This window comes from Allobosea sp. BH3 (assembly GCF_025499465.1).
In the GTDB taxonomy this organism is placed as follows: Bacteria; Pseudomonadota; Alphaproteobacteria; order Rhizobiales; family Beijerinckiaceae; genus Allobosea.
The window spans coordinates 379730-406641 of record NZ_JAIMCA010000002.1 but is presented as its reverse complement, the minus strand read 5'-3'; the positions used below and the strand labels follow the sequence as shown (position 1 = coordinate 406641).

The window sequence follows — 26912 nt, the reverse complement described above, 5'->3', positions numbered from 1 at the left end:
GGCGGAGGGCTTGAGATCGATGCGAGGCGCTCTGGGAGGACCGGGCGTTCTGTTGCGCCGCCTCCGCGAGGTCATGGCGGCATCGATCAGCCCGCAGGAGCGCCTCGACAGGCTCGTCGTCCTGATCGCCGGCAATCTCGTCGCCGAGGTCTGCTCCGTTTACGTCCTGCGCGAGGACGGCTCGCTCGAGCTCTACGCCACCGAAGGCCTCAACCGTGAGGCCGTTCACCTCACCACCATGCGCGCCGGCGAGGGCCTTGTCGGCCTGATCGCCAGCGAGGCCGAGCCGCTGGCCCTGTCTGACGCGCAGGCGCATCCCTCCTTCTCCTATCGCCCGGAGACGGGCGAGGAGGTTTACCGCTCCTTCCTGGGTGTGCCGATCCTGCGCGGCGGCGCGGTGATGGGCGTGCTCGTCATCCAGAACCGGGCCTCGCGGATCTACTCGGACGAGGAGACCGAGACGCTCCAGACCACCGCCATGCTGATGGCGGAGATGATCGCCGCCGGCGGGCTGAAGTCGCTCGCGGCGCCCGGCGCCTCGATCGGCCTCGACCGTCCGATCCATGGCGTCGGTGTCTCGCTCGCGGACGGTGTCGGCCTCGGCCATGTGGTGCTGCACGAGCCGCGCGTCGCGATCACAAACCTGATCGCCGAGAACCCCGCCACCGAGGTCGGGCGCCTGGAGGCGGCGATCGGCGAGATGAGGGCCTCGATCGACGAGCTCGTCGAGCGCGGCGACGTCGCTCATACTGGCGAGCATCGGGACGTGCTCGAGACGTTCCGCATGTTCGCGCATGACCAGGGCTGGTTGCGCCGCATGCGCGAGGTCGTGCTGACGGGCCTGACCGCCGAGGCCGCGGTTGAGCGCGTTCAGTCCGACACCCGCGCCAAGATGCTGCGCCAGACCGATCCCTATCTGCGCGAGCGGCTGCACGATCTCGACGACCTCGCCAACCGGCTGCTGCGCACGCTGGTGGGCAAGGCCAACGGCGTTCCGCGCGAAAAGCTGCCGGAGAACGCCATCGTCGTTGCCCGCTCGATGGGGCCGGCGGCGCTGCTGGACTATGATCGCTCCCATTTGCGCGGCCTCGTGCTAGAGGAGGGCGGTCCGACCAGCCATATCGCCATCGTGGCGCGTGCGCTCGGCATCCCGGCCGTGGGCGAGGTCGCCAACGCGACGGCGCTGGTCGAGGCGGGCGACGCCATCATCGTCGATGGCCAGGCAGGCGAAGTGCAGATCCGCCCGCAGCCCGACGTCGAGAACGCCTACAAGGACAAGGCCCGGCTGCGCGCCCGCAAGCAGAAGCAATACGCGAAGCTCAAGGAACTGCCCTCGGTCACCAAGGACGGTGCCGCGATCACGCTGCAGATCAATGCCGGCCTCATCGTCGACATGCCGAACATCGAGGCGACGGCCGCCTCCGGCATTGGGCTCTTCCGCACCGAGCTGCAGTTCATGGTGGCGCAGCACATGCCGACCACCGCTGAGCAGCAGGCGCTCTATACAGCCGTTCTGGACGCGGCCGAGGACCGGCCGGTGACCTTCCGGACGCTCGACATCGGCGGCGACAAGGTGCTGCCCTATATGGAGCGCGTCGAGGAGGAGAACCCGGCTTTGGGCTGGCGGGCGATCCGCATCGGCCTCGACAAGCCGCGGCTGCTGCGGGCGCAGCTTCGTGCTTTGCTGCGGGCGGGTGCAGCGCGCGATCTCCGCATCATGCTGCCCATGGTGGCGACCACCGACGAGTTCCGCCGCGCCCGCGTCATCCTCCGCCGCGAGCAGGCCATGCTGGAGAAGCAGGGTGTCGCGCCGCCGCGCCTGCTCAAGGTCGGCGTCATGGTCGAGGTGCCCTCGCTGCTGTTCGAGCTGCCGGAGATCACGCGCGAGGCGGATTTCCTCTCGATCGGCACCAACGACCTGATGCAGTTCCTCTTCGCGGCCGACCGCGAGAACAAGCGCGTCGCGGATCGCTTCGATCCGCTCGGCGTCGGCGCGCTCAGGGCGCTGCGCCGCATCGTCGAGGCGGCGTCCGAGACCGGCTGCGCGGTCACGGTTTGCGGCGAGATGGGCGGCAAGCCGCTCGAGACCATGGCCCTGATCGGGCTGGGCTATCGCGGCTTCTCGATGTCCGCGGCCTCCATCGGCCCGGTCAAGGCGATGCTGCGCGCGCTCGATGCACGCAAGCTGACCGAGCGCATGGACTGGATGCTCGCAAGCCCCGAAGGCGCCACCTCGCTGCGCCCTCAGCTTGCCGCCTTTGCGGCCGAGTTCAAGGTTCCGGTCTAGCGAAGCTCGTCGCTTCAGCCTTGCGGCCTCAGACCCTTTTCGTTTCAAGAGTTGTCCATGTCCCTTCAGCTTCCCCAGGATCGTCTCGACGTCATCGTGGCGCGCCATGCCGCCGCGATGGACGAGATCAACCACGCGAAGGAAGCGGCCCGCACCGTCGAGCTTGCCAAGGAGCTGGCGGAGCTCGATCCCGTCGTTGCGGCGATCGCTTCCTGGCGGCAGGCGCAAGCCTCGCTGGAGGAGGCGGAGGCTTTGATCGCCGACCCCGCGACCGACGCCGAGTTCCGCGACCTCGCCTATGAGGAGCGCGACGCGGCTCGCGCCGAGATCGACGCCCGCGCCCGCGAGATCCTGATCGCGTTGTTGCCGAAGGACGCTGCCGACGAGCGTGGCGTCATCCTCGAAATCCGCGCCGGCACCGGCGGCGACGAAGCCTCGCTCTTCGCCGGCGACCTGCTACGGATGTATCAGCGCCACGCCGCCCAGAAGGGCTGGAGCGTCGACATCCTCTCCGAGAGCGAAGGCACGGTCGGCGGCTTCAAGGAGGTGATCGCCGAGATCAACGGCCGCGGCGTCTATGCGAGGCTCAAATTCGAGTCCGGCGTCCATCGTGTCCAGCGCGTGCCGGATACCGAGACGAGCGGCCGCATCCACACCTCTGCCGCGACGGTCGCGACCCTGCCGCTGGCGAGCGAGGTCGATGTCGCGCTGAACGATTCGGATATCCGCATCGACACGCTGCGCTCGGGCGGCGCCGGCGGTCAGCACGTCAACAAGACGGAATCGGCGGTGCGCCTGACCCATATCCCGACCAACACGGTGGTTTTGGTCCAGGACGAGCGCTCGCAGCACAAGAACAAGGCCCGCGCCTATGAATTGCTGCGCGCCAAGCTCTTCGACATGGAGCGGATGCGGATCGACGCCGAGCGTTCGGCGGACCGGCGCGCGCAGGTCGGCTCCGGTGATCGCTCCGAGCGCATCCGGACTTACAACTTCCCCCAAGGCCGCGTCACCGACCATCGCATCAACCTGACGCTCTACAAGCTCGACGAGATGATGCAGGGCCTCGTGCTCGACGAGATCGTCGATGCGTTGACCGCCGAGCATCAGGCGAAGCTGCTTGCCGCCGAGGGCATGGCGTGAAACCAAAAACCCCGTCGGGCGTTGTTGACGTATCGACACCAGCGAAGGGGGTTTCGTCCCATGATCAAGATGATGTCCACGGTTGCGATGGCCGGCCTGATGGCGTTTGCGGTGAGCGGCGCCTCGCAGGCGCAGGAAAAGACCATGCGCAAGGTCCTCAACGCCAACCCGCCCGCCAAGCTGCAGGGCTCGATGACCGAGGCACAGGCGCGCAAAGCCTGTCAGATGGAGATGAAGGGCGCTCGCGAGAGCAAGTCCTCGATCCGCACCAAGACGAAGTTCTGCATCGACCAGAAGATGCAGGGCAACAGCTGATTCCCGGCGGGCGGGGACCGGGCAGCTCGGTCTCCGGCGATGGGATAGGTCGCATTTTCGAGGACGCCACGCCGACCGTCAGGGAGGCGCGGCGTCTGCTTGCGCAGAGGTTGATGCAGGCCGGCGGTGGCTCTGCCGGGCTCGACGCGCGCCTGCTGGTCGAAGGCAGCCTTGGGGAAGTGAATCCTGATCCCGATAGGTTGATCCCTGCCGATGCGCTTGCGCGTCTGGCCTCCTTCGCCACGCGGCGCCTGTCGGGGGCGCCAGTCTGGCGCATCCTCGGCGAACGCGAGTTCTGGGGGCTTCGCTTTCTGCTGTCGCCGGCGACACTGGAGCCGCGGCCCGACAGCGAAACCATCGTCGAAGCCGCATTGGTTGAATTCAAAGGTCGGCGCGACGAGCCGCTCTCCCTGCTCGATCTCGGCACCGGCACCGGCTGCCTGCTGGTCTCGCTCCTCAGCGAATTGCCCCGCGCGCGCGGCCTCGGTATCGATCTCTCGGATGAGGCCTGCCGCACCGCCGCCGGCAACGCTGCGCTGAACGGCTTGGGCGACAGGGCCGAGTTTCGGCCGGGCAACTGGACCGAAGGCCTCTCCGGCCGCTTCGACCTGATAGTCTCAAACCCGCCCTATATCCCCTCTGCTGAGATCGCAGCGCTCTCGGTCGAGGTGCGCGATCACGACCCCGTCCTGGCGCTCGACGGCGGCGCGGATGGCCTCGGCCCCTATCGCATCTTCGCCCGCACGCTGCCGGGGTTGCTCGCGCCCGGCGGTATCGTCGTCTTCGAGATCGGAGCGGGGCAGGGGGCCGATGTGGTCGCGCTCATGCAAGCAGGAGGCCTTGAATTTGGCGGCAGCCGGAACGATCTGGGAGGACATGAGCGGGCACTGATCTTCCGTTGCCCATGATCATGCACAGGCTTTTGGTCGATTTCGCTTGGAGAAGCGGCCAAAAGCAGCTATGCAGCATTCCAGCCGAAGCTGGTGGCGTCAGAGCCGAGCCTTTGGGCAGTTCCCGATTTAACAGGATTTGCTCAGGATCAGCGTTGTTCGCAGGCATGTTCCTGTAGCAATGCAGCTGACGAGCCGGATGGAATACCAAAGGCGCCATGGCGCCGATTCGGCTCGATCGGGGTGGATCCCCGCGGGGTTGGAGCCCCTTTTTGGAAAAGAGCGCGTGAAGACCAGGAACGGCGCAAAGCCCCTTCAGGTCAACTCAGTCCGACACAGCGTCGCAACCCGCTGTGCTTCGCAACGCGCATCATGACAGCACGGTTGCCTTGAGCACAGAAGCGCGAGACAGACGCGAATGAGACCAGGTCAGAACCGGCGTATGCGCGGCCGCAGCAATAACAACAACAATAATAGCGGCAACCGCAAATCTCCGAATCCGCTGCAGCGTAGCTACGAGTCGAACGGTCCGGACGTAAAGGTCCGCGGCACCGCTCAGCATGTCGCCGAGAAGTATTTGCAGCTCGCGCGTGATGCTCAGTCTTCGGGTGATACCGTTGCGGCCGAGGGCTATTTCCAGCACGCCGAGCACTACTATCGCATCCTGCTCGCGGCCCAGGAGCAGATGGCCCAGCAATTCGGCCATTCTTTCCCACCGAATCGCGCCTTCGTCGAAGACGCCGATGAGGGCGAGGAGGAAGGCGACGAGGAGATGCAGCCCTTCCAGCCCGGCACCGGCCCGCAGCCGGAGCGCGGCGCCAACGGCTATGGCAACGCGAATGGCTATAACGGCCATGGCGGCCAGCGTGCCGAGGGCGAGGGTGGCGAAGGCCAGTCACAAGGCGGCCAGCGTTTCGACCGTCAGAACCGTCGCGAGCGCTTCAACAACAATAACAACAACAATAACCGCTTCGACCGGCAGGACCGCGGCGAGCGTCGCTTCGACCGCAATGCCGAGGGTGGCCAGGGCGTTCCGGGCGGTTATGCGCCGCGCCCCGATGCGCCGCGCTCCGACATCCCGGTCGGCGGCGAGTCGCAGCCCGACGCGCCGTCCGAGCAGCCGCAGGCTGAGCGCCGTTTCGAGCGCAGCGAGCGTCCGCAGCGCGAGCGCCGTCCGCGCCGCGAGGAACCTTCGGATGCGGGCGAGGAGGTCGCCGCCGCGCTGCCGTCCTTCCTGACCACTCCGGTGCGGGTCGCGGCCGTCGCGGCCCCTGTGGAGCCTGCTGAGGCCGCTCCGGCGGACGTCTCGACCGAAGCCGCGGAAGCCGCCCCGAAGCGGACCCGCCGCCGCCGTTCGCCGCGCGAGGTCATGGACGCGCTCGGCTCCGAGACGGATGGCTCGGCCGAGTAAGCAGTTCAGGCTGCCGTTCAAATCGAGAAGGGCCCGAAAGGGCCCTTTTCTTTGTTTGCGTCCCTTTGATGATCGCGCTCAGGCGATGCCGAGTTCCGCCGGCGCGTTCTCGACGCTGAGTTCGTCGCCCTGTCTCAAGGCGCCTCCCGTAACGATGCGGCAATAGACGCCGCAATCGACATGCCCGTAATGCGTCATCAGCGCCTTGGGGATCTGCATGTCCCGCGCGCCGGTCTCGGGGTCGACATTGGTCGCGGCGCAGCGGTCGATGCGCTTGAGGACATGAAGCCGCAACCCATCCGCGCCGGTGAGATCGCGGCCGACAAGGTCGTTCTCCTCCCAGGGCTCGAGCCCGCTGACCATCACATTGCCGCGGAAGCGCAGCGGATCGAGCGGGCGTCCAAGGCGCGCTTCGAGATCGGCGACGCTGGCGAGGTTGATGATCGAGACGAAGCCCGAGCGGGAATCGGTGAAGCGGTAGGTCGGCGGCGCCGTTAGCAGCTCCGGTGCGCCGCGCAGTTCGTCGGGCATGAAGCCTTCGAAGAAGCGGGTGATCTCCGCCCGCCCGCTTTCGCTACCGGTTGCGGCGCGCAGCACCTGCTGCCCGCTTTGCTCGATCACGAGGTCGCCGGTCGGGTCGTCATAGCGGCTGCGCAGCCGCGCAAGCGACTCGTTACGCATCAGCATGAGGTACTTGATCTTCGGCTGATGCACCGGCTCGGCCGGATCGAAGCCCGAGGGGCCGTTCTCGATGGCGAAGAGGCGGTCGCCGGGGAAATAGCCCTCGGCCGGCAGTTCGGCGCGCGCGAGCCTCTCCGGCGAGAGGCCCTTCACGGGGTAGCGGTAGAGCGTTTCGATGCGCATTGAAGGAACCCTGCCTAAGACTATGGCCATATAACCTTGTCGGCGGACCCTGACAGATCAATTATTCTATCGTTTTCGATCAATCCGGCTCGTCTTCTTCGCCGAGATCGCCCTCGCTGACGGAGCGTTGGCAGCCCCAACCGGTGAGCACGGCATCCGTTTCCTCGGCGACGAAGAAGCGGGCTGCGTCGCGGTCGTAGCCCTCTGATAGCAGGCGTTCATAGTCGGTGTGCACATGGCGGACATGGGAACCCAGGGAAAGCCAGAGCGCGGTGGAGGGCGGCAGATCCTTCATGTGCTTGCGCTCGGCCAGCGCGACCACCGCCTCGGCGTCGGAGAACGGGATGCCGGGCGTGACGGCTCTGAGCGCCTTGCGAATCGCCTGCTGTCGCTTGGTTCCGGCCATGCCCGATCTGCGCCTGCCCCTTGCGCCAGGTCAATTGCGGGCGCAGACCCCTTCCGTTGCGCGGATGTCACACTATCTTGGGTGGCGAGGGGCGGCCCGTCAGGGCGCTCCATCCTGATGAAAGGCAGCGGGCTGGCGTCGCTTCGGGGCGTCGGTCTGCGGGCGGAGTGAATCTGAATGAACATCGAGAAATATACCGATCGCGCGAAAGGCTTCCTCCAGGCGGCGCAGACGATCGCGCTGCGCGAGGGACACCAGCAGTTCACGCCGGAGCATCTGCTCAAGGCGCTGCTCGACGACAACGAGGGCATGGCGGCAGGCCTGATCGACCGGGCCGGCGGCAATGCCAAGCTCGCCTTGCAGCTGACCGATCAGGCGGTTGCGAAGCTGCCGAAGGTCTCCGGCGGCTCGGGCGGCCTCAATCTGACGCAAGGGTTGGCCCGCGTCTTCGATGCGGCCGAGAAGGCGGCGGAGAAGGCCGGCGACTCGTTCGTGACGGTCGAGCGCCTGCTGCTCGCTCTCGCCATCGAGAAGGACACCGAGGCCGGCAAGGCGCTGTCGAAGGCCGGCGTCACGCCGCAGGCGCTCAATGCCGCCATCGAGGCGATCCGCAAGGGCCGCACCGCGGATTCCGCGTCGGCCGAGCAGGCCTACGACGCGCTGAAGAAATATGCGCGCGACCTCACCGCCGCGGCGCGCGAGGGCAAGCTCGACCCGGTCATCGGCCGCGACGAGGAGATCCGCCGTACCATCCAGGTGCTGTCGCGCCGGACCAAGAACAACCCCGTCCTGATCGGCGAACCCGGCGTTGGCAAGACCGCCATTGCCGAGGGCCTCGCCCTGCGTATCGTCAACGGCGACGTGCCCGAGAGCCTGAAGGACAAGGAGCTGCTCGCCCTCGACATGGGCTCGCTGATCGCGGGCGCCAAATATCGCGGCGAGTTCGAGGAGCGGCTGAAGGCCGTGCTGAACGAGGTATCGTCCTCGGATGGCGGCGTCATCCTGTTCATCGACGAGATGCATACCCTCGTCGGCGCCGGCAAGACCGACGGCGCGATGGATGCCTCCAACCTGCTGAAGCCCGCGCTCGCCCGCGGCGAACTGCACTGCGTCGGCGCGACCACGCTCGACGAGTATCGCAAATATGTCGAGAAGGACGCCGCCCTGGCGCGGCGTTTCCAGCCGGTCTTCGTCGAGGAGCCGACGGTCGAGGATACGATCTCGATCCTGCGCGGCCTGAAGGAGAAATACGAGCAGCATCACCGCGTCCGCATCACGGATTCGGCGCTGGTTTCGGCCGCGACGCTGTCGAACCGCTACATCACCGACCGCTTCCTGCCCGACAAGGCCATCGACCTCGTCGACGAGGCTTCGGCGCGGCTGCGCATGCAGGTCGATTCCAAGCCCGAGGAGCTGGACTCGATCGACCGCGAGATCGTCCGCCTCAAGATCGAGCAGGAGGCTCTCAAGAAGGAGAGCGACGCCGGCTCGAAGGAACGGCTGAAGCGGCTCGAATTCGAACTCGCCGAGCTCGAGGGGCGCTCCGAGACGATCACCACCGCCTGGAAGGCCGAGAAGGACAAGCTCGGCCAGGCCGCGGAGATCAAGACGAAGCTCGACAATGCTCGGAACGAGCTGGCGCAGGCGCAGCGCAAGGGCGAGTACCAGCGCGCCGGCGAGCTCGCCTATGGCGAGATTCCGCAGCTCGAGAAGCGGCTCGCCGAGGTCGAGGCCGTGGGCGAGGGCGCCGGCATGGTCGAGGAGGCGGTGACGCCCGATCACGTCGCACAGGTCGTCTCGCGCTGGACCGGCGTGCCCGTCGACCGGATGCTCGAAGGCGAGAAGGAGAAGCTGCTGCGCATGGAGGAGGTTCTGGCCTCCCGCGTCGTCGGCCAGCGCGAGGCGGTGGAAGCCGTCTCGACGGCGGTCCGCCGTGCGCGTGCGGGCCTTCAGGACCCCAACCGTCCGATCGGGTCCTTCATGTTCCTCGGCCCCACCGGCGTCGGCAAGACCGAGCTGACCAAGGCGCTGGCGTCGTTCCTGTTCGACGATGACACCGCGCTCGTGCGCATCGACATGTCGGAATACATGGAGAAGCACTCGGTCGCCCGGCTGATCGGCGCGCCTCCCGGCTATGTCGGCTATGAGGAGGGCGGGGCGCTGACTGAGGCGGTGCGCCGCCGGCCCTATCAGGTCGTGCTCTTCGACGAGGTCGAGAAGGCGCATCCGGACGTCTTCAACGTCCTGCTGCAGGTGCTCGACGATGGTCGCCTGACGGACGGCCAGGGTCGCACGGTCGATTTCCGCAACGTGCTGATCATCATGACCTCGAATCTTGGTTCGGAGTATCTGGTGAACCAGCCCGATGGTCAGGACAGCGACGCGGTTCGCGACGAGGTGATGGGCGTGGTCAGGCAGGCCTTCCGGCCAGAGTTCCTGAACCGCATCGACGACATCATCCTGTTCCACCGGCTGCGGCGAGCGGATATGGGCGCGATTGTCGACATCCAGATGGCCCGCCTCGCGAAGCTGCTGACCGATCGCAAGATCACCCTCGAACTCTCGAAGGAGGCGCGCGAGTGGCTGGCGGAGAAGGGCTACGACCCGGCCTATGGCGCGCGCCCGCTCAAGCGCGTGATCCAGAAGTCGGTGCAGGACCCGCTTGCGGAAGCCATCCTCGCCGGCGAGATCGTCGACGGCGAGGATGTGCCGATCACGGTCGGACCGGGCTCGCTGATGCTGGGCGATGTCGCGGCTGTGAAGGAGAAGCGGCCGGCTGGCGTCGCGTTGAACTGAAATCTGCCGAGCAGCTAAATGAGAAAGGGCCGCGCGAGCGGCCCTTTCTTGCTTTCGACGGCTCGGGGCGCTTCAGCCGCGCTTCAGCAGAAACACCGCCTGTGCGCCAAACAGGTTCCAGAACCACCACGGCGCATTGACGCCGACCCTGCCACCGGCGGCGTCGAGCGCCACGGCGCGCTCCTTCTTGGCGCCGACCTGCTCGCACAGCGCCACGAAGTCCCGGATCGTGCAGAAATGGATGTTGGGCGTGTCCCACCACGAATAGGGCAGGGAATCCGTCACCGGCATCCGGCCCTGGAAGAACACCTGGCTGCGCATCCGCCAATGCCCGAAATTCGGGAAGGAGACGATGGCGTGCCGGCCGATGCGCAGCATCTGCTCCAGCACGAGCCGGGGATTGCGCGTCGCCTGAATGGTCTGGGACAGGATGACGTAGTCGAAGCTGTCGTCCGGATAGTCGGCGAGATCGGTATCGGCGTCGCCCTGGATCACCGATAGCCCGCGCGCGACGCAGTCCGCCACGCCCTCTCGTGACAGCTCGATGCCGCGCGCATCGACATCCCGCGTCTCAGCCAGAAGCGCGAGCAGCGCACCGTCGCCGCAACCGACATCGAGCACGCGCGTATGCGGCTGCACCATCTCGGCGACGAGCTTCAGGTCGATGCGGTTGCTGTTCTCGGTCAGCGCCATGCCTTAGATGCCCCGTGCCCGTGCCGCCGCGCCGATGAAGCCGCGCGTCGTGGCGAAGAGATTGGGCTCCTCCAGCAGGAAGGCATCGTGCCCCTTGTCGCTCTCCAGCTCGACGAAGGAGACCGAGGCGCCGGCCGCATTGAGCGCATGGACGATCGCGCGGGAATCCGCCGTCGGGAACAGCCAGTCCGAAGTGAAGGAAGCGACGCAGAAGCGCGTTTTCGTTCCCGCGAAGGCCCTTGCCAGCACGCCGTCATGATCGTCGGCGAGGTCGAAATAATCCATCGCGCGGGTCACATAGAGGTAGGAATTGGCGTCGAAGCGCTCGACGAAGCTGAGCCCCTGATGGCGGAGGTAACTCTCCACCTGAAAGTCAGCGTCGAAGGAGAAGGTCGGCGCCTCGCGGTCCTGCAGCTTGCGGCCGAACTTCCGGTGCAGTGCCTGCTCCGAGAGATAGGTGATGTGCGCGCCCATGCGCGCGACCGAGAGCCCTTTCGACGGCCGCGTGCCTTCTTCGAGATAGCGGCCCCGGCGCCACTCCGGATCGGCCATCACCGCCTGCCTGCCGACCTCGTGGAAGGCGATGTTCTGGGCTGAATGCTTGGCGCCGGTCGCCAGCGGCAGTGCCGAGAAGACGCGGGTCGGATAGCTCGCGGCCCATTGCAGCACCTGCATGCCGCCCATCGAGCCGCCGGCTACGCAGAACAGCGTGTCGATCCCGAGCGAGTCGACGAGGGCGGCTTGAGCCCGCACCATGTCGCGGATGGTCACGACCGGGAAGGAGAGGCCCCAGGGCTTGCCCGTTTCCGGATCGGTCGAGGCCGGCCCCGTCGTGCCGGTGCAGCCGCCGATGACATTGGCGCAGATCACGAAGAAGCGGTCGGTGTCGATCGGCTTGCCCGGCCCGATCATCGAGGTCCACCAGCCGCCCTTGCCGGTGATCGGGTTGCGGCTCGCGACATACTGGTCGCCCGTCAGCGCGTGGCAGACCAGGATCGCATTCGACCGAGACGCGTTCAGATCGCCGTATGTCTGATAGGCGATCTGCCAGTGGTTCAGCACGGCGCCGCAATCCATCAGCAGCGGCGTATCCGGGCCGAAGCGCGCGACCGGGCTCGATGGCTCGTTCGCTTCCTTCAGCGGGTCGGCCAGGCTGGGGGAAAGATCGCTCATATCGACCGCATCGCCAGAATGATTTGTCTTGCCGGTCCAGGCGTTCGGAAAATCGAACCCTAGCGATGCAGCGCCGAGGCTGCTCTGTCAATGCAGGACTGCGCTGCCGGCTTTGCCAAGGCGCTTTCGGGGCGCTAAGGAGCGTGGCCCTGTCGAGAAGCGCGTCCCGCCACGATGACCGAAGCCGCCCCTACCTCCCTCGCCGATCTGCGCAGCGAGATTGACCGCATCGACAGCGCCATGCACGCGCTGCTGATGGAGCGCTCGCAGATCATCGAGACGCTGATCTCGATCAAGAAGACGCAGGCCTCCGGCTCCGCCTTCCGCCCCGGCCGCGAGGCCGACATCATGAAGCGTCTCGCGCTCAGCCATAAGGGCCTGCTGCCGCTCGATACGGTGGAGAGCGTCTGGCGCATCATCATCGCGACCTTCACCTATGTGCAGGCGCCCTATTCGGTCCATGCCGATGTCTCCGGCGGCGATGCGGCGATGCGTGATTCCGCCCGCTTCCATTTCGGCTTCACCGTGCCCTTCATGCCCCATGAGGACGCGCGAGCCGTCATCCGCGCCGTGGCGGAGTCGGCCGGCGATCTCGGCATCTTCCGCATGGACCAGGGCGCCAGCGCCGGCATCTGGTGGCGGGACCTGATCGGGCAGGACTCGCCGAAGATCATCGCGCGGCTGCCCTTCGTCGAGCGGCCGGACCATCCCGCCGGCACGCCGGTCTACTGCATCGCCAAGCCCCTGGCGGACGCCGCGGTGCGTGAGATCGTGCTCTATGCCGCCCGCGTCGAGCGCTGGTCGGAGAGCCTGCGCCACGGCCTCGCACAGCATCTGGCCGAGGTCTCGGCTTCCGCCGCGGACGGCTCCCATCTCTCCCTGCTGGTTGCCGCCTCCGGCGAGATCGACCAGGCCGTGATCCGTGAGGCGCTCACGCCCGCGGGTCTCAGCGACTTCTCCGAGGTGGGCAGCCACGCCGCCCGCTTCGCCGTCAAATCCGCCCGCTGAGTGGGCCACACTCTTCCTGCTGCAAGGTCAATCGTCATGGCGACTCGTCCCACCCCGCGTCCCGGCGTCCTCGACATCGAGGCCTATGTCCCCGGCAAATCCGCTGCGCCTGCCGGTGTGAAGCTGCACAAGCTCTCCTCCAACGAAACCCCGCTCGGCCCGAGCCCGAAGGCGATCGCGGCTTTCGAGGGTCTCGCAGCAAAGCTGGAACTCTACCCCGACGGAACCTCCAGCAAGCTCAAGCAGGCGATCGCCGCCCGCTACGGCCTTGATCCCGCGCGCATCATCTGCGGCAACGGCTCGGATGAATTGCTGGAGCTCGTCACCAAGGCCTATCTCGGCGACGGTGACGAGGGCGTCTTCACCGAGCACGGCTTCCTCGTTTATCGCATCGCGATCCTTGCCGCCGGCGGCAAGCCGGTCGTCGTCAAGGAGAAGAACTACACCGCCGATGTCGATGCCATCCTTGCAGCGGTGACGCCGAGGACGAAGATCGTCTTCCTCGCCAACCCCAACAACCCGACCGGCACCTATCTGCCCTTCGACGAGGTCAAGCGCCTGCAGGCCGGCCTGCCGCCACAGGTCCTGCTCGTGCTCGACGCTGCCTATGCCGAATATGTCCGCCGCAACGATTACGCCTCCGGCATCGAGCTCGTCGCCGAGAGCGAGAATGTCGTGATGACCCGGACCTTCTCGAAGATCTACGGCCTCGCCAATCTGCGCATCGGCTGGATCTATGCGCCGGCGCATGTCATCGACGCGCTTGAGCGCATCCGCGGCCCCTTCAACGTCAACGGCGCCGCGATCGAGGCTGGTGCCGCGGCCGTTGCCGACGAGGCGCATGTCGCTTCAGCCCTCGAACACAACGAGAAATGGCTCGCCTGGACGACGGCCGAGCTGGAGAAGCTCGGCCTCACCGTGACGCCATCGGTCGGCAACTTCATCCTGATCCACTTCCCGAAGGCACCGGGCAAGACGGCGAAGGAGGCCGACGCCTTCCTGACGCAGCGCGGGCTGATCCTGCGCGCCGTCGCCTCCTACGGCCTGCCGGATGCGCTACGCATGACGATCGGCACCGAGGAGGCCAACCGCCTCGTCGTCGCCGCGCTCGCCGATTTTCTGGCCGGCAAGCCGTGACCTCGGCTCAGGAGAGCTTCGCGCCGCGCCGCGCCGAGCCGGTCTTCGGCAGGCTGGCGATCATCGGCATCGGGCTCATCGGCTCCTCGATCGCGCGGGCGGCGAAGGAACTGAACCTGGCCGGCACGATCGTGCTGTCGGATCGCGATGCCGGCGTACGGACCCGTGCCCGCGAACTCGACATCGGCCATGCCATCACGGAGACGGCGGCCGAGGCCGCGCGCGGTGCCGACCACATCATCCTCTGCGTGCCGGTCGGCGCCTGCGGCACGGTCGCCGCCGAGATCGCCTCGGAGCTGAAGCCCGGCGCAATCCTGTCGGATGTCGGCTCGGTCAAGGGCTCGGTCGTCGATGCGGTCTCGCCGCATCTGCCCGACGGCGTTTCCTTCGTGCCGGCCCATCCCGTCGCGGGCACCGAGAATTCCGGCCCCGAGGCCGGCTTCCCGAGCCTCTTCCTCAACCGCTGGTGCATCCTGACCCCGCCCGAGGGCACCGACCCGGCGGCGGTCGCTAAGACGCGCCAGCTTTGGGAGGGCATGGGCGCCCTGGTCGAGGTGATGAGCGCGCAGCATCATGATCTCGTACTGGCCGTCACCAGCCATCTGCCGCATCTGATCGCCTACAACATCGTCGGCACGGCAGAGGATCTGGAGGCGGTGACGCAGTCGGAGGTCATCAAGTTCTCCGCCGGCGGCTTCCGCGATTTCACCCGCATCGCGGCTTCGGACCCGACGATGTGGCGCGACGTCTTCCTGCACAACAAGGAAGCGGTTCTGGAGATGCTCGGCCGCTTCAACGAGGACCTCGCGCTGCTCACCCGCGCCATCCGCTATGGCGACGGCGAGACGCTGCACAAGCACTTCACCCGCACCCGCGCCATCCGCCGTGGCATCGTCGCGCTCGGCCAGGAGAAGCCGGAGACGGAGAAGCTGCGCAAGGACTGAGCCGGGAGCAGGCGGGCGGTCGCCGGATTTTCCTTCAGCCGAACCGGGTTGTGCATGGAGCCCCATGAGGCCTGGCGAGGACTCTTGCCAAGCCGGCCCCCTGCTGTTACAGCGCCCCCGTTGCCGCTTTAGCTCAGCTGGTAGAGCACCTCATTCGTAATGAGGGGGTCGGGGGTTCGAATCCCTCAAGCGGCACCATTTTCCTATTCACCCAGGTTCGCTGACGTTCGCAAACCGGTCAAAACGGCCGGTTTTTTTGTGTCTGGCGTACGTCTGCGTTCGAGTCCGGCCATTGACGGCCGCGAGGCAAGTCCTATCGCTATTGGCGCCCACGCGGTGGCGATCACGACTCAAATCCTATGCCAGCCGTTCAATGCCACGTCGCTCTCCAGGCAGTTCTTTGCTGTTCCGATGAGGGGCACTCTCGGTTGAACCGGGCGCCTGTCTCGAAGCGGTAAAGAGCTCGTCCGACCTAACGGTCGCGGTTGGCCCATTGCCGACGCTCAGGAGGTGCGGTTTCGGGCAGTGCGACGGGACGGTCGAAGCTGGCCGAGAACGACGCAAGGCGTGTCCGCAATTGGGCTCTGCACTTTCAGTGGAATGTTTCTCACAGGCGAACGCTGAGCGCCGAGAAGCACGCGATTGTCCCGTTTCGCCTGTGGCCAATCGCGTTCGAAACAGGTTCAGGCCTTCGCCTCATCGTCGGGATGGGGCATCTCGCAGAATTTTCCGCCGAGATAGCGCCCAGCTGGCGACATCGGATCGAGCGCGGGCGACGTCGTCTCGACATGGGCCCGGAACGGCTCCGAACTGTCCTGCGGGTGGTAGCCGAGATGGTTGGCGCCACTATTGTCCACGGCCTTCACGGCGTTGTTGGAGGTGCCGAAGGAAATCGTGTGACCGACGAAGGGAGCGGTCAGCGCAGCCGTGACGAGGCGTACGCAATCGTCGAAGGACAGATAGGACCAGAGCATCCGGCGGTCGACCGGCTCCGGGAAGGACGAGAAGATGCGCAGGCACGCCGTCTCGATGCTGTACTTGTCCCAATAGAGCCGGCTGAGGCTTTCGACGAAGGTCTTGCCGACGCCGTAGAGGCAGTCGGGCCGGACGGGCGCATCGACCGGGATCTGCGCCCCGATCTCGTGGAAGCCGATGGCATGGACGGAGGACGCGTAGACGATTCGCTTCACGCCGTGTTTCCGGGCGCCCTCGTAGACGTGGTAGGAGCCGCGGATACTCGAATCGAGGACGATCTGCCATTCCCGTTCGGTCGGCGCGCCGCCAAAATGTACGATCGCGTCGCACCCCTCGGTGGCGGCGATCGTGGCCTCCATGTCGGCAAGGTCGAAGATCGCCTCCTCTTCATGGGCGGCGAGCGGCCCGAGCGGCTCGCGATCGGCAAGGCGAATGATCTTGGCGAGCGGCGCGAGGCCCAAGCGGAGCTGAGAGCCGAGACGCCCGGCCGCGCCGGTAATCAGGATGCGGTTGTAATGCGGCATGTGATCCTCGCCTCTGTCCGCCGCAGCCTAGCAACGCGGCAGCTTCTGGGGTAGCCGCGGTGAACGGCGCAACGGCACGTCGTCACCCTGTCGGCGGCTGGTGGTCGCGCTTCAGACACGGGCCTCGCGCTGCGCCGGATCAGCCGCGCATCTTGGCGATCAATCCGTCCGCTCCACGGGCCAGAAGAACAGCGTCGCCTCCGCACGCCACGAAGGAGAAGCCCTCCCCCAGCAGGCTCTTTGCGAAGGCCGGGTCGAACACCAGCGTTCCGACCGGGATGCCGGCCTTGATCAGCCTTTGCGCCGCGGGGCGGATCAACTCCCACACGGCCGGATCGGTGGGCTTGCCCAGGAGTCCGATATCCGCCGCGATATCCGCCGGCCCGAAGAACACGCCGTCGACACCGGCGACACGGCCGATCTCCAGCGACTGCTCGACCGCCGCGCGCGTCTCGACCTGAACGATCACCGCCGTCTCTTCGCCGATCCGGCTGAAATAGTCGGTCATCCGACCGAAGGCATTGGCGCGCGTGCAGCCGCTGACGCCTCGGATGCCGTGCGGCGGATACCGGGTCGCAGCGACCGCTTTCTCGGCTTCGGCTGGGTTCTGCACCATCGGGAAGAGCAACCCCGGCGCCCCGAGATCGAGCAACCGCTTGACCAGCACGGCGTCGTTCCAGTCCGGGCGCACGATGGGCGTGACTGGATGGGCGGCGAGCACCTGCAGTTGCGCCATCACGGAGTTCAGGTCGTTCGGCGAATGCTCCGTATCGATCAGCATCCAGTCGAATCCGGAGCTGGCCACTGCTTCCGTGGCGAAGGCGCTGGAAAGGCTGAGCCAGAGCCCGATCTGGGGCTGCCCGGCCCGGATCGATGCGAGGAACCTGTTCGTGGGCAGTTGCATCGAATTGCTCTCCATTCGGCAGACCGTCGCGCAAGGCGCTAGCGAGGCAGCTCGCCACGGCGGGACGTCGCCAGCACAGCCGCCACGCGCTCTTCGGACAGCCCGTACTCGGCGCGGGCGACCTCGGCCGAGACATAGCCCAGCGCCAGATCGCGCTCGACGCTGCTTGCCGCCCGCTCGGCCGGCGCGCCATAGCCCGCCCCGCCCGGAAAGGCCATGACGACCTTGCGGCCATGCGGCACGAACTGCTTGCCCTTGCCCTTCATCGCCGTGCCGTCGTCCAGCGCGATCGTCGTCGGCGCGCCGCCGCCGCCGCCGCGCCGGCCACGGGCGGGATGGTGCACGCGGTCGAACATCGCCTGGATGTCGAACTCGTAGCCCTCCCAGGCACCGACCTCCATATGCTGGCCGAGGCCGCCGCGATGCCGGCCATTGCCGCCGGAATCGGGCCGGAGTTCCTTGCGCCAGACAATGACCGGGCCGACCTGCTCGGTCGCCTCGACCGGCATCGTCATCACGCCCGAGGGAAAGGCTGTCGCGCTCATGCCGTCGAGCGCAGGCCGCGCGCCCGAGCCACCTGAGTTGAAGGTCAGCACCTCGGCGCGCACCGGCTCGGCCGGCTGCGGGCCGTCGCTGCGCGGGCGCAGCGAGACCTGGAAGTTGCAGAGGCTGCCCGCGCCCTCGGCCGGAACGAGGCCGGGCAGGAGCTTGTCGAGCGCGTCATAGATCGTGTCCGGCACCATGTGGCCGATGATGTGGCGCAGCGCCACCGGCGCGGGCCAGACCGCGTTGACGATCGTATGCTCCGGCGCAGTGATGCGGAACGGCTCCAGCGAGGCGGCGTTGTTCGGGATCTCCGGCGCGATCGCGCATTTCAACGCGTAGCAGGTATACGCCTTCGTATAGACTAGCGGCACGTTGATGCCGTTCTTGTCGACGCCGGAGGTGCCGGCCCAGTCGCAGAGCACACCGTCCGGCTCGATCGAGATCTTGACGTGGAGGTCGATCGGCCGGCTGTAGCCGTCGATCCGCATATGGCCCTCGGCCTGGCCGCGTGGCAGCGCCGCGATCCTGTCGAGCGTCGCCTGGCGGGAGTTCGTCAGGATGAATTCGGAGATGCCCGCGAGATCGGCGAGCTTGAACTCGACCATCATGTCGATCAGGCGGCGATGACCGATCTCATTGCAGGTCGCGAGCGCATAGACGTCGCCGACGAGCTGGTCGGGCTCGCGGACATTGCCGCGGATGATCGCGACCAGCGTCTCGTTGACCGTCCCGCGATCGGCGAACTTCATGATCGGGATATGCAAGCCTTCCTCATAGACCGAATTGGCGTCGGCGCCGAAACCACGCCCGCCGATATCGACGATATGGGCGGTGCAGGCGAAGAAGCCGACATGTCGGCCGTTGTGGAAGGAGGGGCTGACGACCGTGATGTCGTGCAGGTGGCCGGTGCCCTCCCAGGGGTTGTTGGTGATGTAGACATCGCCTTCCGCGATGTTCTCGCGCCCGATGCGGCGGATGAAATGGGCGACGGCATCGGCCATGGCGTTGACGTGGCCGGGCGTGCCGGTCACCGCCTGCGCCAGCATCTCGCCCTTCTCGTTGTAGACGCCGGCCGAGAGGTCCCCGGCCTCGCGCACCGAGGTCGAGAAGGAGGTGCGGATCAGCGCCTGCGCCTGTTCCTCGACGACCGAGATCAGGCGGTTCCACATGACCTGATAGGCGACCTTGGAGATCTCAGACATGGGCGGGCTCCTTCCGCGCGGCGACGGAGGCGGCGGGTGCGACTTCTGAAAGGCGGATGTCGATGCAGCCGTCATTCAGCGTGACGGCGAAACGGCTCGACGGCAGGACGATGGTGGTCTCGTCCTCGGTGACGATGCCGGGGCCGTTGATCCGGCTGCCGGCGGGGAGGGCAGTGCGGCTATGGGCTTCGGCTTCGACGCGGCGGCCGAGCCCTGCATCGAAGACGGAACGGCTACCCTCTGCCGGTACATCCCGTATCTGCGAGCCCGGCGCGACAGGAACGACGGCTTCCTGCGGCGTGTGAGCGTTGACCGACCAGACCGTGATCTCGGCGGCGAGTCCCTTCACCGTGCGGCCGAACAGATTGGCGTATTCGCGCTCGAAACGCTGCAGGATGACGGCAGGATCGGCGGCGCGCGCCTCCTCCGGCGTCAGCGTCACCGGGATTTCCCAGCCCTGACCGGCATAGCGCATATAGACCTTGTATTCGGCCAGGATCTCGCCGGCCCAGCCGCAGGAGCGCACGACCCGCGTCGCTTCCTCTTCCATCTCGTCGAAGAGCCTGGCGACGCGCGTCGTGTCGAACTGGGCGAGGCGCATGAACAGCGTGCGATTGGCCTCGAAGCTGAACGGCGCCCTGAGGAAGCCGATGGCGGAGCCGACGCCGGCACCGGGCGGCACGAGGCAGCGCGAAATGCCGAGCTTCTCGCAAAGCCGGCCGGCATGGAGCGGGGCGGCGCCGCCGAAGGCGATCATCGTGTATTCCGACAGGTCCTCGCCGTTCTCGACGGCGTGGACGCGCGCGGCGTTGGCCATGTTCTCGTCGACGACCTCGGCGACGCCCCAGGCGCTCTCCTGGGCATCCATGCCGAGCTTGCCGCCGATCTCGCGTTCCAGCGCAGCGGCCGACTGATCTGCGAAGAGCGGAATCGTGCCCGCCGCGAAATTATCCGGATCGATTTTGCCGAGGATGACGTCGGCATCGGTCACGGCCGGGCGCTTGCCGTCGCGGCCGTAGCAGGCGGGGCCGGGCTCGGAGCCCGCGCTTTCCGGCCCGACGCGGATCTGATTCATTGAGTCGACGTGGGCGAGGCTGCCGCCACCGGCGCCGATCTCGACCATGTCGATCACCGGGATCGAGATTGGCATGCCCGAGCCCTTCTTGAAGCGATAGGTCCGGGCGACCTCGAAGACGCGCGCGGTCTTCGGCGTGTAGTTCTTGATCAGGCAGATCTTCGCGGTGGTGCCGCCCATGTCGAACGACAGGACTTTCTTCAGTCCGTGCCGCGCCGCGATGTCGGCGGCGAAGACGGCCCCGCCGGCCGGACCGGATTCGACGAGGCGCACCGGGAACTCCGAGGCGCTCTCCAACGAGATGATGCCGCCGCCCGAATGCATCAGGAAGATCGGACATGAGGCGCCCTCAGCGGCGAGCCGCCCCTTCAGCCGGACGAGATAGCTCTTCATCAGCGGCTTGATGTAGGCGTTGGCGATCGTCGTGTTGAAGCGCTCGTATTCGCGCATCTGCGGCGAGACTTCCGACGAGAGCGAGACCATCGCCCCGGGCAGCCGCTCGGCCAGCACATCGAGGATCAGCCGCTCATGCGCGTCGTTGACATAGGAGTGGAGCAGACCGACGGCGACGCTCTCATAACCGGCCTCACGCAGTTCGTCGGCCAGGGCCTCGACCGCGGCCCGCTCCAGCGGAAGCAGCACCCGGCCGCGGGCATCCATCCGTTCCTTGACGGTGTAGCGGCGATTGCGCGGCAGCAGCGGTTCCGGCAGCGTCAGGTTGAGGTCGTATTGCTCGAAGCGGCTTTCCGTCCGCATCTCGATGACGTCGCGGAAGCCTTCCGTCGTGATCAGCGCCGTCTTGGCCCCGCGCCGCTCGATCAGCGCATTGGTTGCCAGTGTCGTGCCGTGGATGATCTGCCCGATATCGGAAGCCGCGATGCCGGCCTTGGCGCAGACCCGGTGCATGCCCTCGATGATCGCGTCCTCGGGCGCGGCATAGGTGGTGAGAACCTTTGCCGACCAGCGTTGCCCCGCCTGTTCGAGCACGACATCCGTGAAGGTACCCCCGATGTCGACGCCCAGACGGGCTCCGATAATGGACATGGCTCGTGCGCCTCCGTTGCCTGATCGGATCAAGATAGAAATGGTCTGCCCATGTCGTCGAATTATTATTTTCTATATTATTCGATAAAGGAAATTTATCGATCATCCCTCCGCGGTCACCCCCGCGCGGCCGTGATCTCGTCGGCTCAATGATGCCGCGCAGCCCTTTCCCCCGCGAGTTCGGCGGCACGCCTGAGCAGGAAGCTGGCTGGCGTATGGGCATATGACGCCGTGAAGATCAGAGCGCTGGGCTTCCACGGATAAGGCACCTCCACGAGCTCGCCGGACTCCAGGTGTTTCCCCACCAGCGTGCGCGACATCGGCGCGATTCCGAGGCCGTCCAGGGTCATCTGCAGCGAGGCGGCCAGGCTGCTCGACGGAACGATCCGTATCGGCCCTTCCCAGCCGTCGCGGAAATGCGCCGAAAGCTCGACGAAATGGCGCGTGTTACGCGCATGGGTGAGGATCGCGTGCGACGCCATCGTCGCAATATCCGAGCCGGCGAGCGCAAGCCGGGGCGAGGCCACCCACAGATAGGGCACGGAGCCGAGATCGATATTGGTGATGTTGAAGTTCGAGATCGGTCCGTTCAGGAGGCACAGATCGAGCGACCGTGAGACCAGCTCCTCGCGCAGATTGATGGTCAGATCGACCCTCAGCTCGACATCGACATTCGGGAAGACCTCGCGCAGATCGAGCAGGTAGTCGCGCAGCCAGGTCTGCGCGATCAGCTCGGCGACGCCCAGCCGCAGGACGCCGGCCTGCTGGTCGGAACGGATGGAATGCTGCGAGAACTCGTCCGAAGCCAGCAGCACTTTCTCGGCATGTGCCAGCAGAGAATGCCCGATCGGCGTCAGGGCAACCGAGCCGGAGTCGCGATAGAAGAGCCTTACACCCAACGTGGCCTCGAGCTGGGAGATGCGCACCGAGATATTCGGCTGCGTGGTATTAAGGCGTTCGGCAGCACCTCTGAAACTGCCGAGCTTGGCGACCCAGGCGAAGCTCTCGAGCTGCTTCAGGGTCCAGTTCGGCATCGCGCCCCTCCAGAGCGCCGCAGCGCAACAAGCACTTTTAGGCCGTTTTTCCAATCGATAAAGAAATTCTATCGCAGAAACAGAAAAATCCAATTGGATGTTATCGCGAGATCAGAGTGCGCTTCTCAGCGCGTCTGTAACGTTACCCTCAGGTGTCGGCGTAAGCCGCTGGCGTGTCCACGAAACCGCAGCAGGCAACTTTCGCGAAATCAGTTAGACAACCACAGCAGCGAACGTTCAGGAATTCTCACGCTGGCCGGCGCGCCGATCTCGACCAGATCGCGCCCCGACTGGAACGGCACGTCGATCGCCACCGGATTCGTCCCGATCGTGACGAGATAGCGGACGCTGGCGCCCAGGAACTCCCGCCCCGTCACGATGCAGGGCATAGCGACGCCTTCGCCCTTGGCATCGGCAGGCGCAAGAATGGCGTGCTGCGGGCGGAAGACGAGTTTCGAGCCGGGCGGGATGTCGCTGCCGGACTCAACGACGATGCCGCCGTCCAGCTCGAAATGGCGTGAATCCGAAGCGATCCTCCCATCGAGGATGTTGGCCGTGCCGAGGAAGTTGGCGACGAAGAGGTTGGCCGGGTTCTCATAGAGCTCCATCGGCGTACCGACCTGCTGCACGATGCCGTCGTTCATCACGGCGATGCGGTCGCAGATCGTGTTCGCCTCCTCCTGGTCGTGGGTGACGAAGATTGTCGTCAGTCCGAGGCGCTGCTGCAGTTCACGCAGTTCCCGGCGCACCTGCACGCGCATCTTGGCGTCGAGGTTCGACAAGGGTTCGTCGAGCAGCAAGACCTTCGGCTCGACGACGACAGTGCGTGCCACGGCGACGCGCTGCTGCTGGCCGCCGGAAAGCTGCGAAGGCCGGCGATCTGCCAGATGGGAAAGCCCAACCAGGCCCAGCGCGACATCGACGCGTCGGTCGACCTCCGCGCGCTTCACGCCGCGCTCCTCCAGCCCAAAGGCAACGTTGCGGCGCACGCTCATATGCGGCCACAACGCATAGGACTGGAACACCATGCCGACGTCGCGCTTCCAGGGGGGCAGCGCCGAGATGTCCCGGCCGCCAATGGTGACGCGGCCCGTATCGGCCTGGTTGAACCCGGCGATCAACCTGAGCAGGGTGGTCTTGCCGCAACCCGAAGGGCCGAGAAAGGCGAAGAACTCGCCCGGCCTGATCGAGAGCCCGACATCCTTCAGGACATGGTTGTCGCCATAGGACAGGTTGACCCCCTCGATCTCGACGGAGAGCGCCGGAGTGGCGATGGCTGCTGCAGCCGTGTCTTGCTTGATCGACGCATTCATCGTCAGTGGTCCATGCCCTTGGCTTTCTGGCTGCGCTCGATCACGAGATGCGAGAGAAAGGTGCAGGCCGCGACCAGCAGCACGGCGATGACGCCGAGTGCCGCACCGGGCCCGCGCCCCGCCGCAGACTGCATGAAGACGTAGAGCCCGTAGGCCAGCGGCGCATCGGAGTTGGATTGCACCAGCATCAGCGTCGCCGAGAGCTCGACCGCGGCCGTCGAGAAGGAGGTGACGAAGCCCGCGAGAATGCCACCCGCCATCAGCGGCACGACGACGCGGCGCACGGTCCGGGACTTGGTGGCGCCGAGATTCTCGGCGGCCTCCTCCAGCGAGACCGAGATCTGCTGCAGGGCGGCGTAACAGGCGCGCAGCGCATAGGGCAGCCGACGGATGGCCAAGGCCAGCACGATGGTGATCCAGAGCGATGCCAGCGGCGTGCCGTCGGGCAGGGTGACCCCGTAGAAGGCGCGTAGATAGCCGATGCCCAGCACCACGCCGGGTATCGCGAGCGCAGCCGTCGCCATCCAGTCGAGCCATTCGCGGCCGATCAGCTTGGTGCGCAGCACGAGATAGGCGATCGCGACGCCGAGCACGACATCGATGCCTCCGGCGATGGTGGCGTAGAGCAGCGTGTTCTTGATGTAGATCGAGCTTTCGCCGAAGACGCGGCCGTAATGCGCCAGGGTGAAGCCGTCCGGCAGCGGCGAGAACGACCAGATCGTCGCGAAGGACAGCAGCAGCAGACCCAGATGCGGCGCCAGCACGAGCGCCAGGATCAGGAACACGACGCCATAGCCGAGCGCCGCCTCGCCGGGGCTCATCTTGCGGCGGGCAAGGCCCCCGCCGCCGCGCTGGGTGGTGGCATAGTCGCGGCCCTTCAGGGCTTGTGCCGAGAGCCACATCGCCAGCACCGAGGCGACGATCAGGACGACCGAGATCACATATCCCATCGGGTCGGCGATGCCGATCGAGGTGACGCGCAGATAGGCCTGCGGGGCGAGCATGTCCTTCACATTGAGCAGCAGCGGCGTCGCCAGATCGTCGAACACCTTGACGAAGACGAGCGAGGCGCCGGCGAGATAGCCCGGCATGGCGAGAGGGAAGACGATCCGCCGGAAGAGCCGGAAGCCGGAGGAGCCGAGATTCTGCGCCGCCTCTTCCATGGCGCGGTCGATGTTGCGCAGCGCCGCCGAGAGGTTGATCAGGATGAAGGGGAAGTAGTGGACCGACTGGACGAATATGACGCCGTTCAGCCCCTCCATGAAGTCGATCTTGAAGCCCAAATACTCGTCCAGCAGCAGGTTGATCGAGCCGTTCCTGCCGAAGAAGAGCTGCATGGCCACCGCGCCGACGAAGGGCGGCATGATCAGCGGCAGGAAGCCGAGCGTCTGGACGATCGCGGCGCCGCGAAAGGCGAAGCGCGTGGTCAGATAGGCTAGCGGCAGGGCGAAGACCGAAGCCCAGACCACCGACATCGCCGCGACATAAGTCGAGTTCCACAGCGAGCGCATGAACAGCTCGGTGCGGAAGAAGTCGTAGAAATTGACCAGCGTGAAGCTCGACGTGCCCTTCTCGGTGAAGGCGACGTAGATCACCGTCGCGACCGGCAGCACCAGGAACATCACGAGGAACGCGGCGATGGCGAGCGCCAGCGCGATCTGGCCGGGTGTCGCGGAGATGCGACGGGACGGGTGCGATGTGGTTGCGGTCGGGATGGCTGTCATGAAGCGGGCCGGGTGTCATCCCGCACGCGCTGCGGCATGGAATGCCGCCGCGCAGATGCGGGATCGTCTGCAGGAAAAGGCGCCTTCTCGTCACGCGGTCCCGTGTCTGCGCCGCAGCGTTTCACGCAGCAGCGCGCACGGGATGACACGCGCGTGAAAGCCTACTTCGCGGCCTTCAGCGCATCCTCGGCCTTGGCCTTCGCCTTGGCGTAATGATCGCGGGCAAATCCGGCCCACTGGTTCTCGACCTCGGCCTGGCGCGCCCCCTTCTCCTTGCCGCCGGTGAAGGCTCCGCGCAGCTCGGCGCTCGCGGCCTGCGCCTCGGTGACCGGCATGGCCGCCAGCAGCACGCGCGCCTCCTCGGCCAGCGCCTTGGCCTGCTCGTTCGGCTTCTTGGCGAGAGCCGCATCGACCTCGTGGAGCACCTTGTTGACACCCTTCAGCCCGTCGAGTTGGAAGGAGATCAGCTGGTCGAACAGCGTGTCGACGACGGCCGTGCGCTGCTCCGACTTGTCGACGTCGAAGCCGATCATCTTCTGGAAGCGGGGATCGGTGAAGGGGTTGGGGTAGTCGGCCCCGGCCTTGGCGTAGACAGCCGGGTTGACCGGCAGGCGTCGGATGCCGGGCTCCAGCAGAACCTCCTGGCCGGCGGGCGAGAGCAGGAACTCGATGAAGGCCTCGGCCGCGGCCTTGTTCGGCGGATTGGCGATAATGCCGACATTGGCGGGCACGACCGTGGTCACCGTCGGGTAGACGAACTTGACCGGGAAGCCCGAGGCCTGCGCCGAGAAGGCGAAGAAATCGATCACGATGCCGACGCCGACCTGGCCCGAATTGACCTGCTCCGGCACACCGAAGGAGCGCTCGTTGATCGAGCGGAAGTTGCCGGCCATCTCCTTGATGGTGCGCCAGCCCTTGTCCCAGCCCTCGCCCTGCAGGATGGTCTCGATCGTCAGATGCGTCGTGCCCGAACGCGACGGGGCGGCGATCGCGACATGGTCGTAGAAGGCTGGCTTGGCGAGATCCTGCCAGTCCTTTGGCTCAGGCAGCTTGTTGGCCTTCGCGTAGCGCTCGTTCCACATGATGCCGTAACCCGAGGCCGCGAAGCCGAAATAGAAGCCGTCCGGGTCGTTGATCGGGTACGAACCGATCTTCTCTGGGATGTCGGTAGCCTTCGGCTTGTAGGCGGTCAGCAGCTTCTTGCCCTTCAGGACCTCGAAGGCGTCCGGCGCCGAGGCCCAGAACAGATCGACCTGATTGTTCGCCTTGGTTTCCTCGACATATTTCACGCCAGCATTGGTGTTGCGGTTCTGGACCTCGAGCGTGACGCCGGGCACGGCCTTCTCGAAGGCTTTCTTGATCGGGTCGGTCACATCCTTGGAAAACGAGGTCACCACCGTGACCTTGCCGGCAGGCGCCTGTGCCAGGGCGATGCCGGGCAGGCTCATCGCCCCCAGGGTGGCTGCGATCACGAAACGACGGTTCAGCATGGACGTTCTCCCTG

At 66.3% G+C, this 26912-nt stretch carries 21 protein-coding genes and 1 tRNA gene; 10 read left to right on the top strand and 12 right to left on the bottom strand.

Annotated features, from left to right (window positions below; translation table 11 throughout):
- The first annotated feature begins 19 nt into the window (after positions 1 to 19).
- The 5 genes from ptsP to BoBH3_RS06865 all read left to right on the top strand — a co-directional run bounded on the left by ptsP (position 20) and on the right by BoBH3_RS06865 (position 6046).
- A complete protein-coding gene (ptsP, locus tag BoBH3_RS06885; RefSeq protein ID WP_262330021.1) occupies positions 20 to 2287 on the top strand; it encodes a phosphoenolpyruvate--protein phosphotransferase in 2268 nt (755 codons plus the stop codon).
- A gap of 57 nt (positions 2288 to 2344) precedes the next feature.
- Positions 2345 to 3430 (top strand): peptide chain release factor 1, encoded by a 1086-nt coding sequence (gene prfA, locus BoBH3_RS06880; RefSeq protein ID WP_410050567.1) that lies wholly within the window; start codon positions 2345 to 2347, stop codon positions 3428 to 3430.
- 60 nt (positions 3431 to 3490) lie between these two features.
- Positions 3491 to 3745 carry a hypothetical protein gene (locus tag BoBH3_RS06875; RefSeq protein ID WP_262330473.1) on the top strand — a complete coding sequence of 85 codons (255 nt, stop codon included), beginning with the start codon at positions 3491 to 3493 and terminating at the stop codon, positions 3743 to 3745.
- Positions 3712 to 4653: a peptide chain release factor N(5)-glutamine methyltransferase gene (prmC, locus tag BoBH3_RS06870; protein ID WP_410050572.1), complete on the top strand. Its 942-nt coding sequence runs from the start codon at positions 3712 to 3714 to the stop codon at positions 4651 to 4653. Before BoBH3_RS06875 ends, prmC begins: the two co-directional genes overlap by 34 nt.
- Before the next feature lie 424 nt (positions 4654 to 5077).
- Entirely contained in the window at positions 5078 to 6046 is a 969-nt protein-coding gene (locus BoBH3_RS06865) for a DUF4167 domain-containing protein (protein WP_262330020.1), read from the top strand.
- 78 nt (positions 6047 to 6124) lie between these two features.
- Here the strand turns inward: BoBH3_RS06865 and BoBH3_RS06860 are convergent, their stop codons facing one another.
- On the bottom strand, positions 6125 to 6910 hold the full coding sequence (locus BoBH3_RS06860) for an MOSC domain-containing protein (RefSeq protein WP_262330019.1): 786 nt from the start codon (positions 6908 to 6910) through the stop codon (positions 6125 to 6127).
- 79 nt (positions 6911 to 6989) lie between these two features.
- Positions 6990 to 7316 carry a DUF2293 domain-containing protein gene (locus BoBH3_RS06855; RefSeq protein WP_262330018.1) on the bottom strand — a complete coding sequence of 109 codons (327 nt, stop codon included), beginning with the start codon at positions 7314 to 7316 and terminating at the stop codon, positions 6990 to 6992.
- A 177-nt stretch (positions 7317 to 7493) separates the two neighbouring features.
- On the opposite strand from BoBH3_RS06855, the gene clpB reads away from it, so the two are divergent.
- Positions 7494 to 10112 carry an ATP-dependent chaperone ClpB gene (clpB, locus tag BoBH3_RS06850; RefSeq protein ID WP_262330017.1) on the top strand — a complete coding sequence of 873 codons (2619 nt, stop codon included), beginning with the start codon at positions 7494 to 7496 and terminating at the stop codon, positions 10110 to 10112.
- Positions 10113 to 10184: 72 nt separating this feature from the next.
- On the opposite strand, the gene metW is transcribed toward clpB, so the two are convergent.
- Positions 10185 to 10805 (bottom strand): methionine biosynthesis protein MetW, encoded by a 621-nt coding sequence (gene metW / locus BoBH3_RS06845; protein WP_262330016.1) that lies wholly within the window; start codon positions 10803 to 10805, stop codon positions 10185 to 10187.
- 3 nt (positions 10806 to 10808) lie between these two features.
- Positions 10809 to 11978, bottom strand: coding sequence for a homoserine O-acetyltransferase MetX (gene metX, locus BoBH3_RS06840; RefSeq protein ID WP_262330015.1), 1170 nt, complete (start codon positions 11976 to 11978; stop codon positions 10809 to 10811).
- A gap of 174 nt (positions 11979 to 12152) precedes the next feature.
- Between metX and BoBH3_RS06835 the strand changes: the two genes are divergently transcribed.
- The 4 genes from BoBH3_RS06835 to BoBH3_RS06820 all read left to right on the top strand — a co-directional run bounded on the left by BoBH3_RS06835 (position 12153) and on the right by BoBH3_RS06820 (position 15265).
- Positions 12153 to 12986, top strand: coding sequence for a chorismate mutase (locus BoBH3_RS06835; RefSeq protein ID WP_262330014.1), 834 nt, complete (start codon positions 12153 to 12155; stop codon positions 12984 to 12986).
- A 30-nt stretch (positions 12987 to 13016) separates the two neighbouring features.
- Complete coding sequence (gene hisC, locus BoBH3_RS06830) at positions 13017 to 14123, top strand: histidinol-phosphate transaminase (RefSeq protein ID WP_262330453.1); 1107 nt, start codon at positions 13017 to 13019, stop codon at positions 14121 to 14123.
- The gene (locus BoBH3_RS06825) at positions 14120 to 15067 is read left to right on the top strand and encodes a prephenate/arogenate dehydrogenase family protein (protein ID WP_262330013.1); all 948 of its coding nucleotides are present in this window, start codon (positions 14120 to 14122) and stop codon (positions 15065 to 15067) included. Before hisC ends, BoBH3_RS06825 begins: the two co-directional genes overlap by 4 nt.
- A 122-nt stretch (positions 15068 to 15189) precedes the next feature.
- Positions 15190 to 15265 (top strand) — tRNA-Thr (locus BoBH3_RS06820).
- 485 nt (positions 15266 to 15750) lie between these two features.
- Here the strand turns inward: BoBH3_RS06820 and BoBH3_RS06815 are convergent.
- The 8 genes from BoBH3_RS06815 to BoBH3_RS06780 all read right to left on the bottom strand — a co-directional run bounded on the left by BoBH3_RS06815 (position 15751) and on the right by BoBH3_RS06780 (position 26898).
- Positions 15751 to 16566 (bottom strand): NAD-dependent epimerase/dehydratase family protein, encoded by an 816-nt coding sequence (locus BoBH3_RS06815; protein WP_262330012.1) that lies wholly within the window; start codon positions 16564 to 16566, stop codon positions 15751 to 15753.
- A gap of 139 nt (positions 16567 to 16705) precedes the next feature.
- On the bottom strand, positions 16706 to 17470 hold the full coding sequence (locus BoBH3_RS06810) for an HpcH/HpaI aldolase family protein (protein ID WP_262330011.1): 765 nt from the start codon (positions 17468 to 17470) through the stop codon (positions 16706 to 16708).
- 38 nt (positions 17471 to 17508) lie between these two features.
- The gene (locus BoBH3_RS06805; protein WP_262330010.1) at positions 17509 to 19218 is read right to left on the bottom strand and encodes a hydantoinase B/oxoprolinase family protein; all 1710 of its coding nucleotides are present in this window, start codon (positions 19216 to 19218) and stop codon (positions 17509 to 17511) included.
- Positions 19211 to 21337 (bottom strand): hydantoinase/oxoprolinase family protein, encoded by a 2127-nt coding sequence (locus BoBH3_RS06800; RefSeq protein ID WP_262330009.1) that lies wholly within the window; start codon positions 21335 to 21337, stop codon positions 19211 to 19213. The genes BoBH3_RS06805 and BoBH3_RS06800 overlap by 8 nt, the downstream gene beginning before the upstream one ends.
- Before the next feature lie 146 nt (positions 21338 to 21483).
- Complete coding sequence (locus BoBH3_RS06795) at positions 21484 to 22371, bottom strand: LysR family transcriptional regulator (RefSeq protein WP_262330008.1); 888 nt, start codon at positions 22369 to 22371, stop codon at positions 21484 to 21486.
- Between the two features lie 209 nt (positions 22372 to 22580).
- Entirely contained in the window at positions 22581 to 23684 is a 1104-nt protein-coding gene (locus BoBH3_RS06790) for an ABC transporter ATP-binding protein (RefSeq protein ID WP_262330007.1), read from the bottom strand.
- Positions 23685 to 23686: 2 nt separating this feature from the next.
- Complete coding sequence (locus BoBH3_RS06785; protein WP_262330006.1) at positions 23687 to 25408, bottom strand: ABC transporter permease; 1722 nt, start codon at positions 25406 to 25408, stop codon at positions 23687 to 23689.
- A 161-nt stretch (positions 25409 to 25569) separates the two neighbouring features.
- The gene (locus BoBH3_RS06780) at positions 25570 to 26898 is read right to left on the bottom strand and encodes an ABC transporter substrate-binding protein (RefSeq protein WP_410050566.1); all 1329 of its coding nucleotides are present in this window, start codon (positions 26896 to 26898) and stop codon (positions 25570 to 25572) included.
- Positions 26899 to 26912: the final 14 nt, after the last annotated feature.

Bases quoted from the DNA above. Each gene is read 5' to 3' on its own strand.
- ptsP (WP_262330021.1), top strand. From the start codon at position 20: ATGCGAGGCGCTCTGGGAGGACCGGGCGTTCTGTTGCGCCGCCTCCGC.
- prfA (WP_410050567.1), top strand. From the start codon at position 2,345: ATGTCCCTTCAGCTTCCCCAGGATCGTCTCGACGTCATCGTGGCGCGC.
- BoBH3_RS06875 (WP_262330473.1), top strand. From the start codon at position 3,491: ATGATCAAGATGATGTCCACGGTTGCGATGGCCGGCCTGATGGCGTTT.
- BoBH3_RS06865 (WP_262330020.1), top strand. From the start codon at position 5,078: ATGCGCGGCCGCAGCAATAACAACAACAATAATAGCGGCAACCGCAAA.
- BoBH3_RS06860 (WP_262330019.1), bottom strand. From the start codon at position 6,910: ATGCGCATCGAAACGCTCTACCGCTACCCCGTGAAGGGCCTCTCGCCG.
- BoBH3_RS06855 (WP_262330018.1), bottom strand. From the start codon at position 7,316: ATGGCCGGAACCAAGCGACAGCAGGCGATTCGCAAGGCGCTCAGAGCC.
- clpB (WP_262330017.1), top strand. From the start codon at position 7,494: ATGAACATCGAGAAATATACCGATCGCGCGAAAGGCTTCCTCCAGGCG.
- metW (WP_262330016.1), bottom strand. From the start codon at position 10,805: ATGGCGCTGACCGAGAACAGCAACCGCATCGACCTGAAGCTCGTCGCC.
- metX (WP_262330015.1), bottom strand. From the start codon at position 11,978: ATGAGCGATCTTTCCCCCAGCCTGGCCGACCCGCTGAAGGAAGCGAAC.
- BoBH3_RS06835 (WP_262330014.1), top strand. From the start codon at position 12,153: ATGACCGAAGCCGCCCCTACCTCCCTCGCCGATCTGCGCAGCGAGATT.
- BoBH3_RS06815 (WP_262330012.1), bottom strand. From the start codon at position 16,566: ATGCCGCATTACAACCGCATCCTGATTACCGGCGCGGCCGGGCGTCTC.
- BoBH3_RS06810 (WP_262330011.1), bottom strand. From the start codon at position 17,470: ATGCAACTGCCCACGAACAGGTTCCTCGCATCGATCCGGGCCGGGCAG.
- BoBH3_RS06805 (WP_262330010.1), bottom strand. From the start codon at position 19,218: ATGTCTGAGATCTCCAAGGTCGCCTATCAGGTCATGTGGAACCGCCTG.
- BoBH3_RS06800 (WP_262330009.1), bottom strand. From the start codon at position 21,337: ATGTCCATTATCGGAGCCCGTCTGGGCGTCGACATCGGGGGTACCTTC.
- BoBH3_RS06795 (WP_262330008.1), bottom strand. From the start codon at position 22,371: ATGCCGAACTGGACCCTGAAGCAGCTCGAGAGCTTCGCCTGGGTCGCC.
- BoBH3_RS06790 (WP_262330007.1), bottom strand. From the start codon at position 23,684: ATGAATGCGTCGATCAAGCAAGACACGGCTGCAGCAGCCATCGCCACT.
- BoBH3_RS06785 (WP_262330006.1), bottom strand. From the start codon at position 25,408: ATGACAGCCATCCCGACCGCAACCACATCGCACCCGTCCCGTCGCATC.
- BoBH3_RS06780 (WP_410050566.1), bottom strand. From the start codon at position 26,898: ATGCTGAACCGTCGTTTCGTGATCGCAGCCACCCTGGGGGCGATGAGC.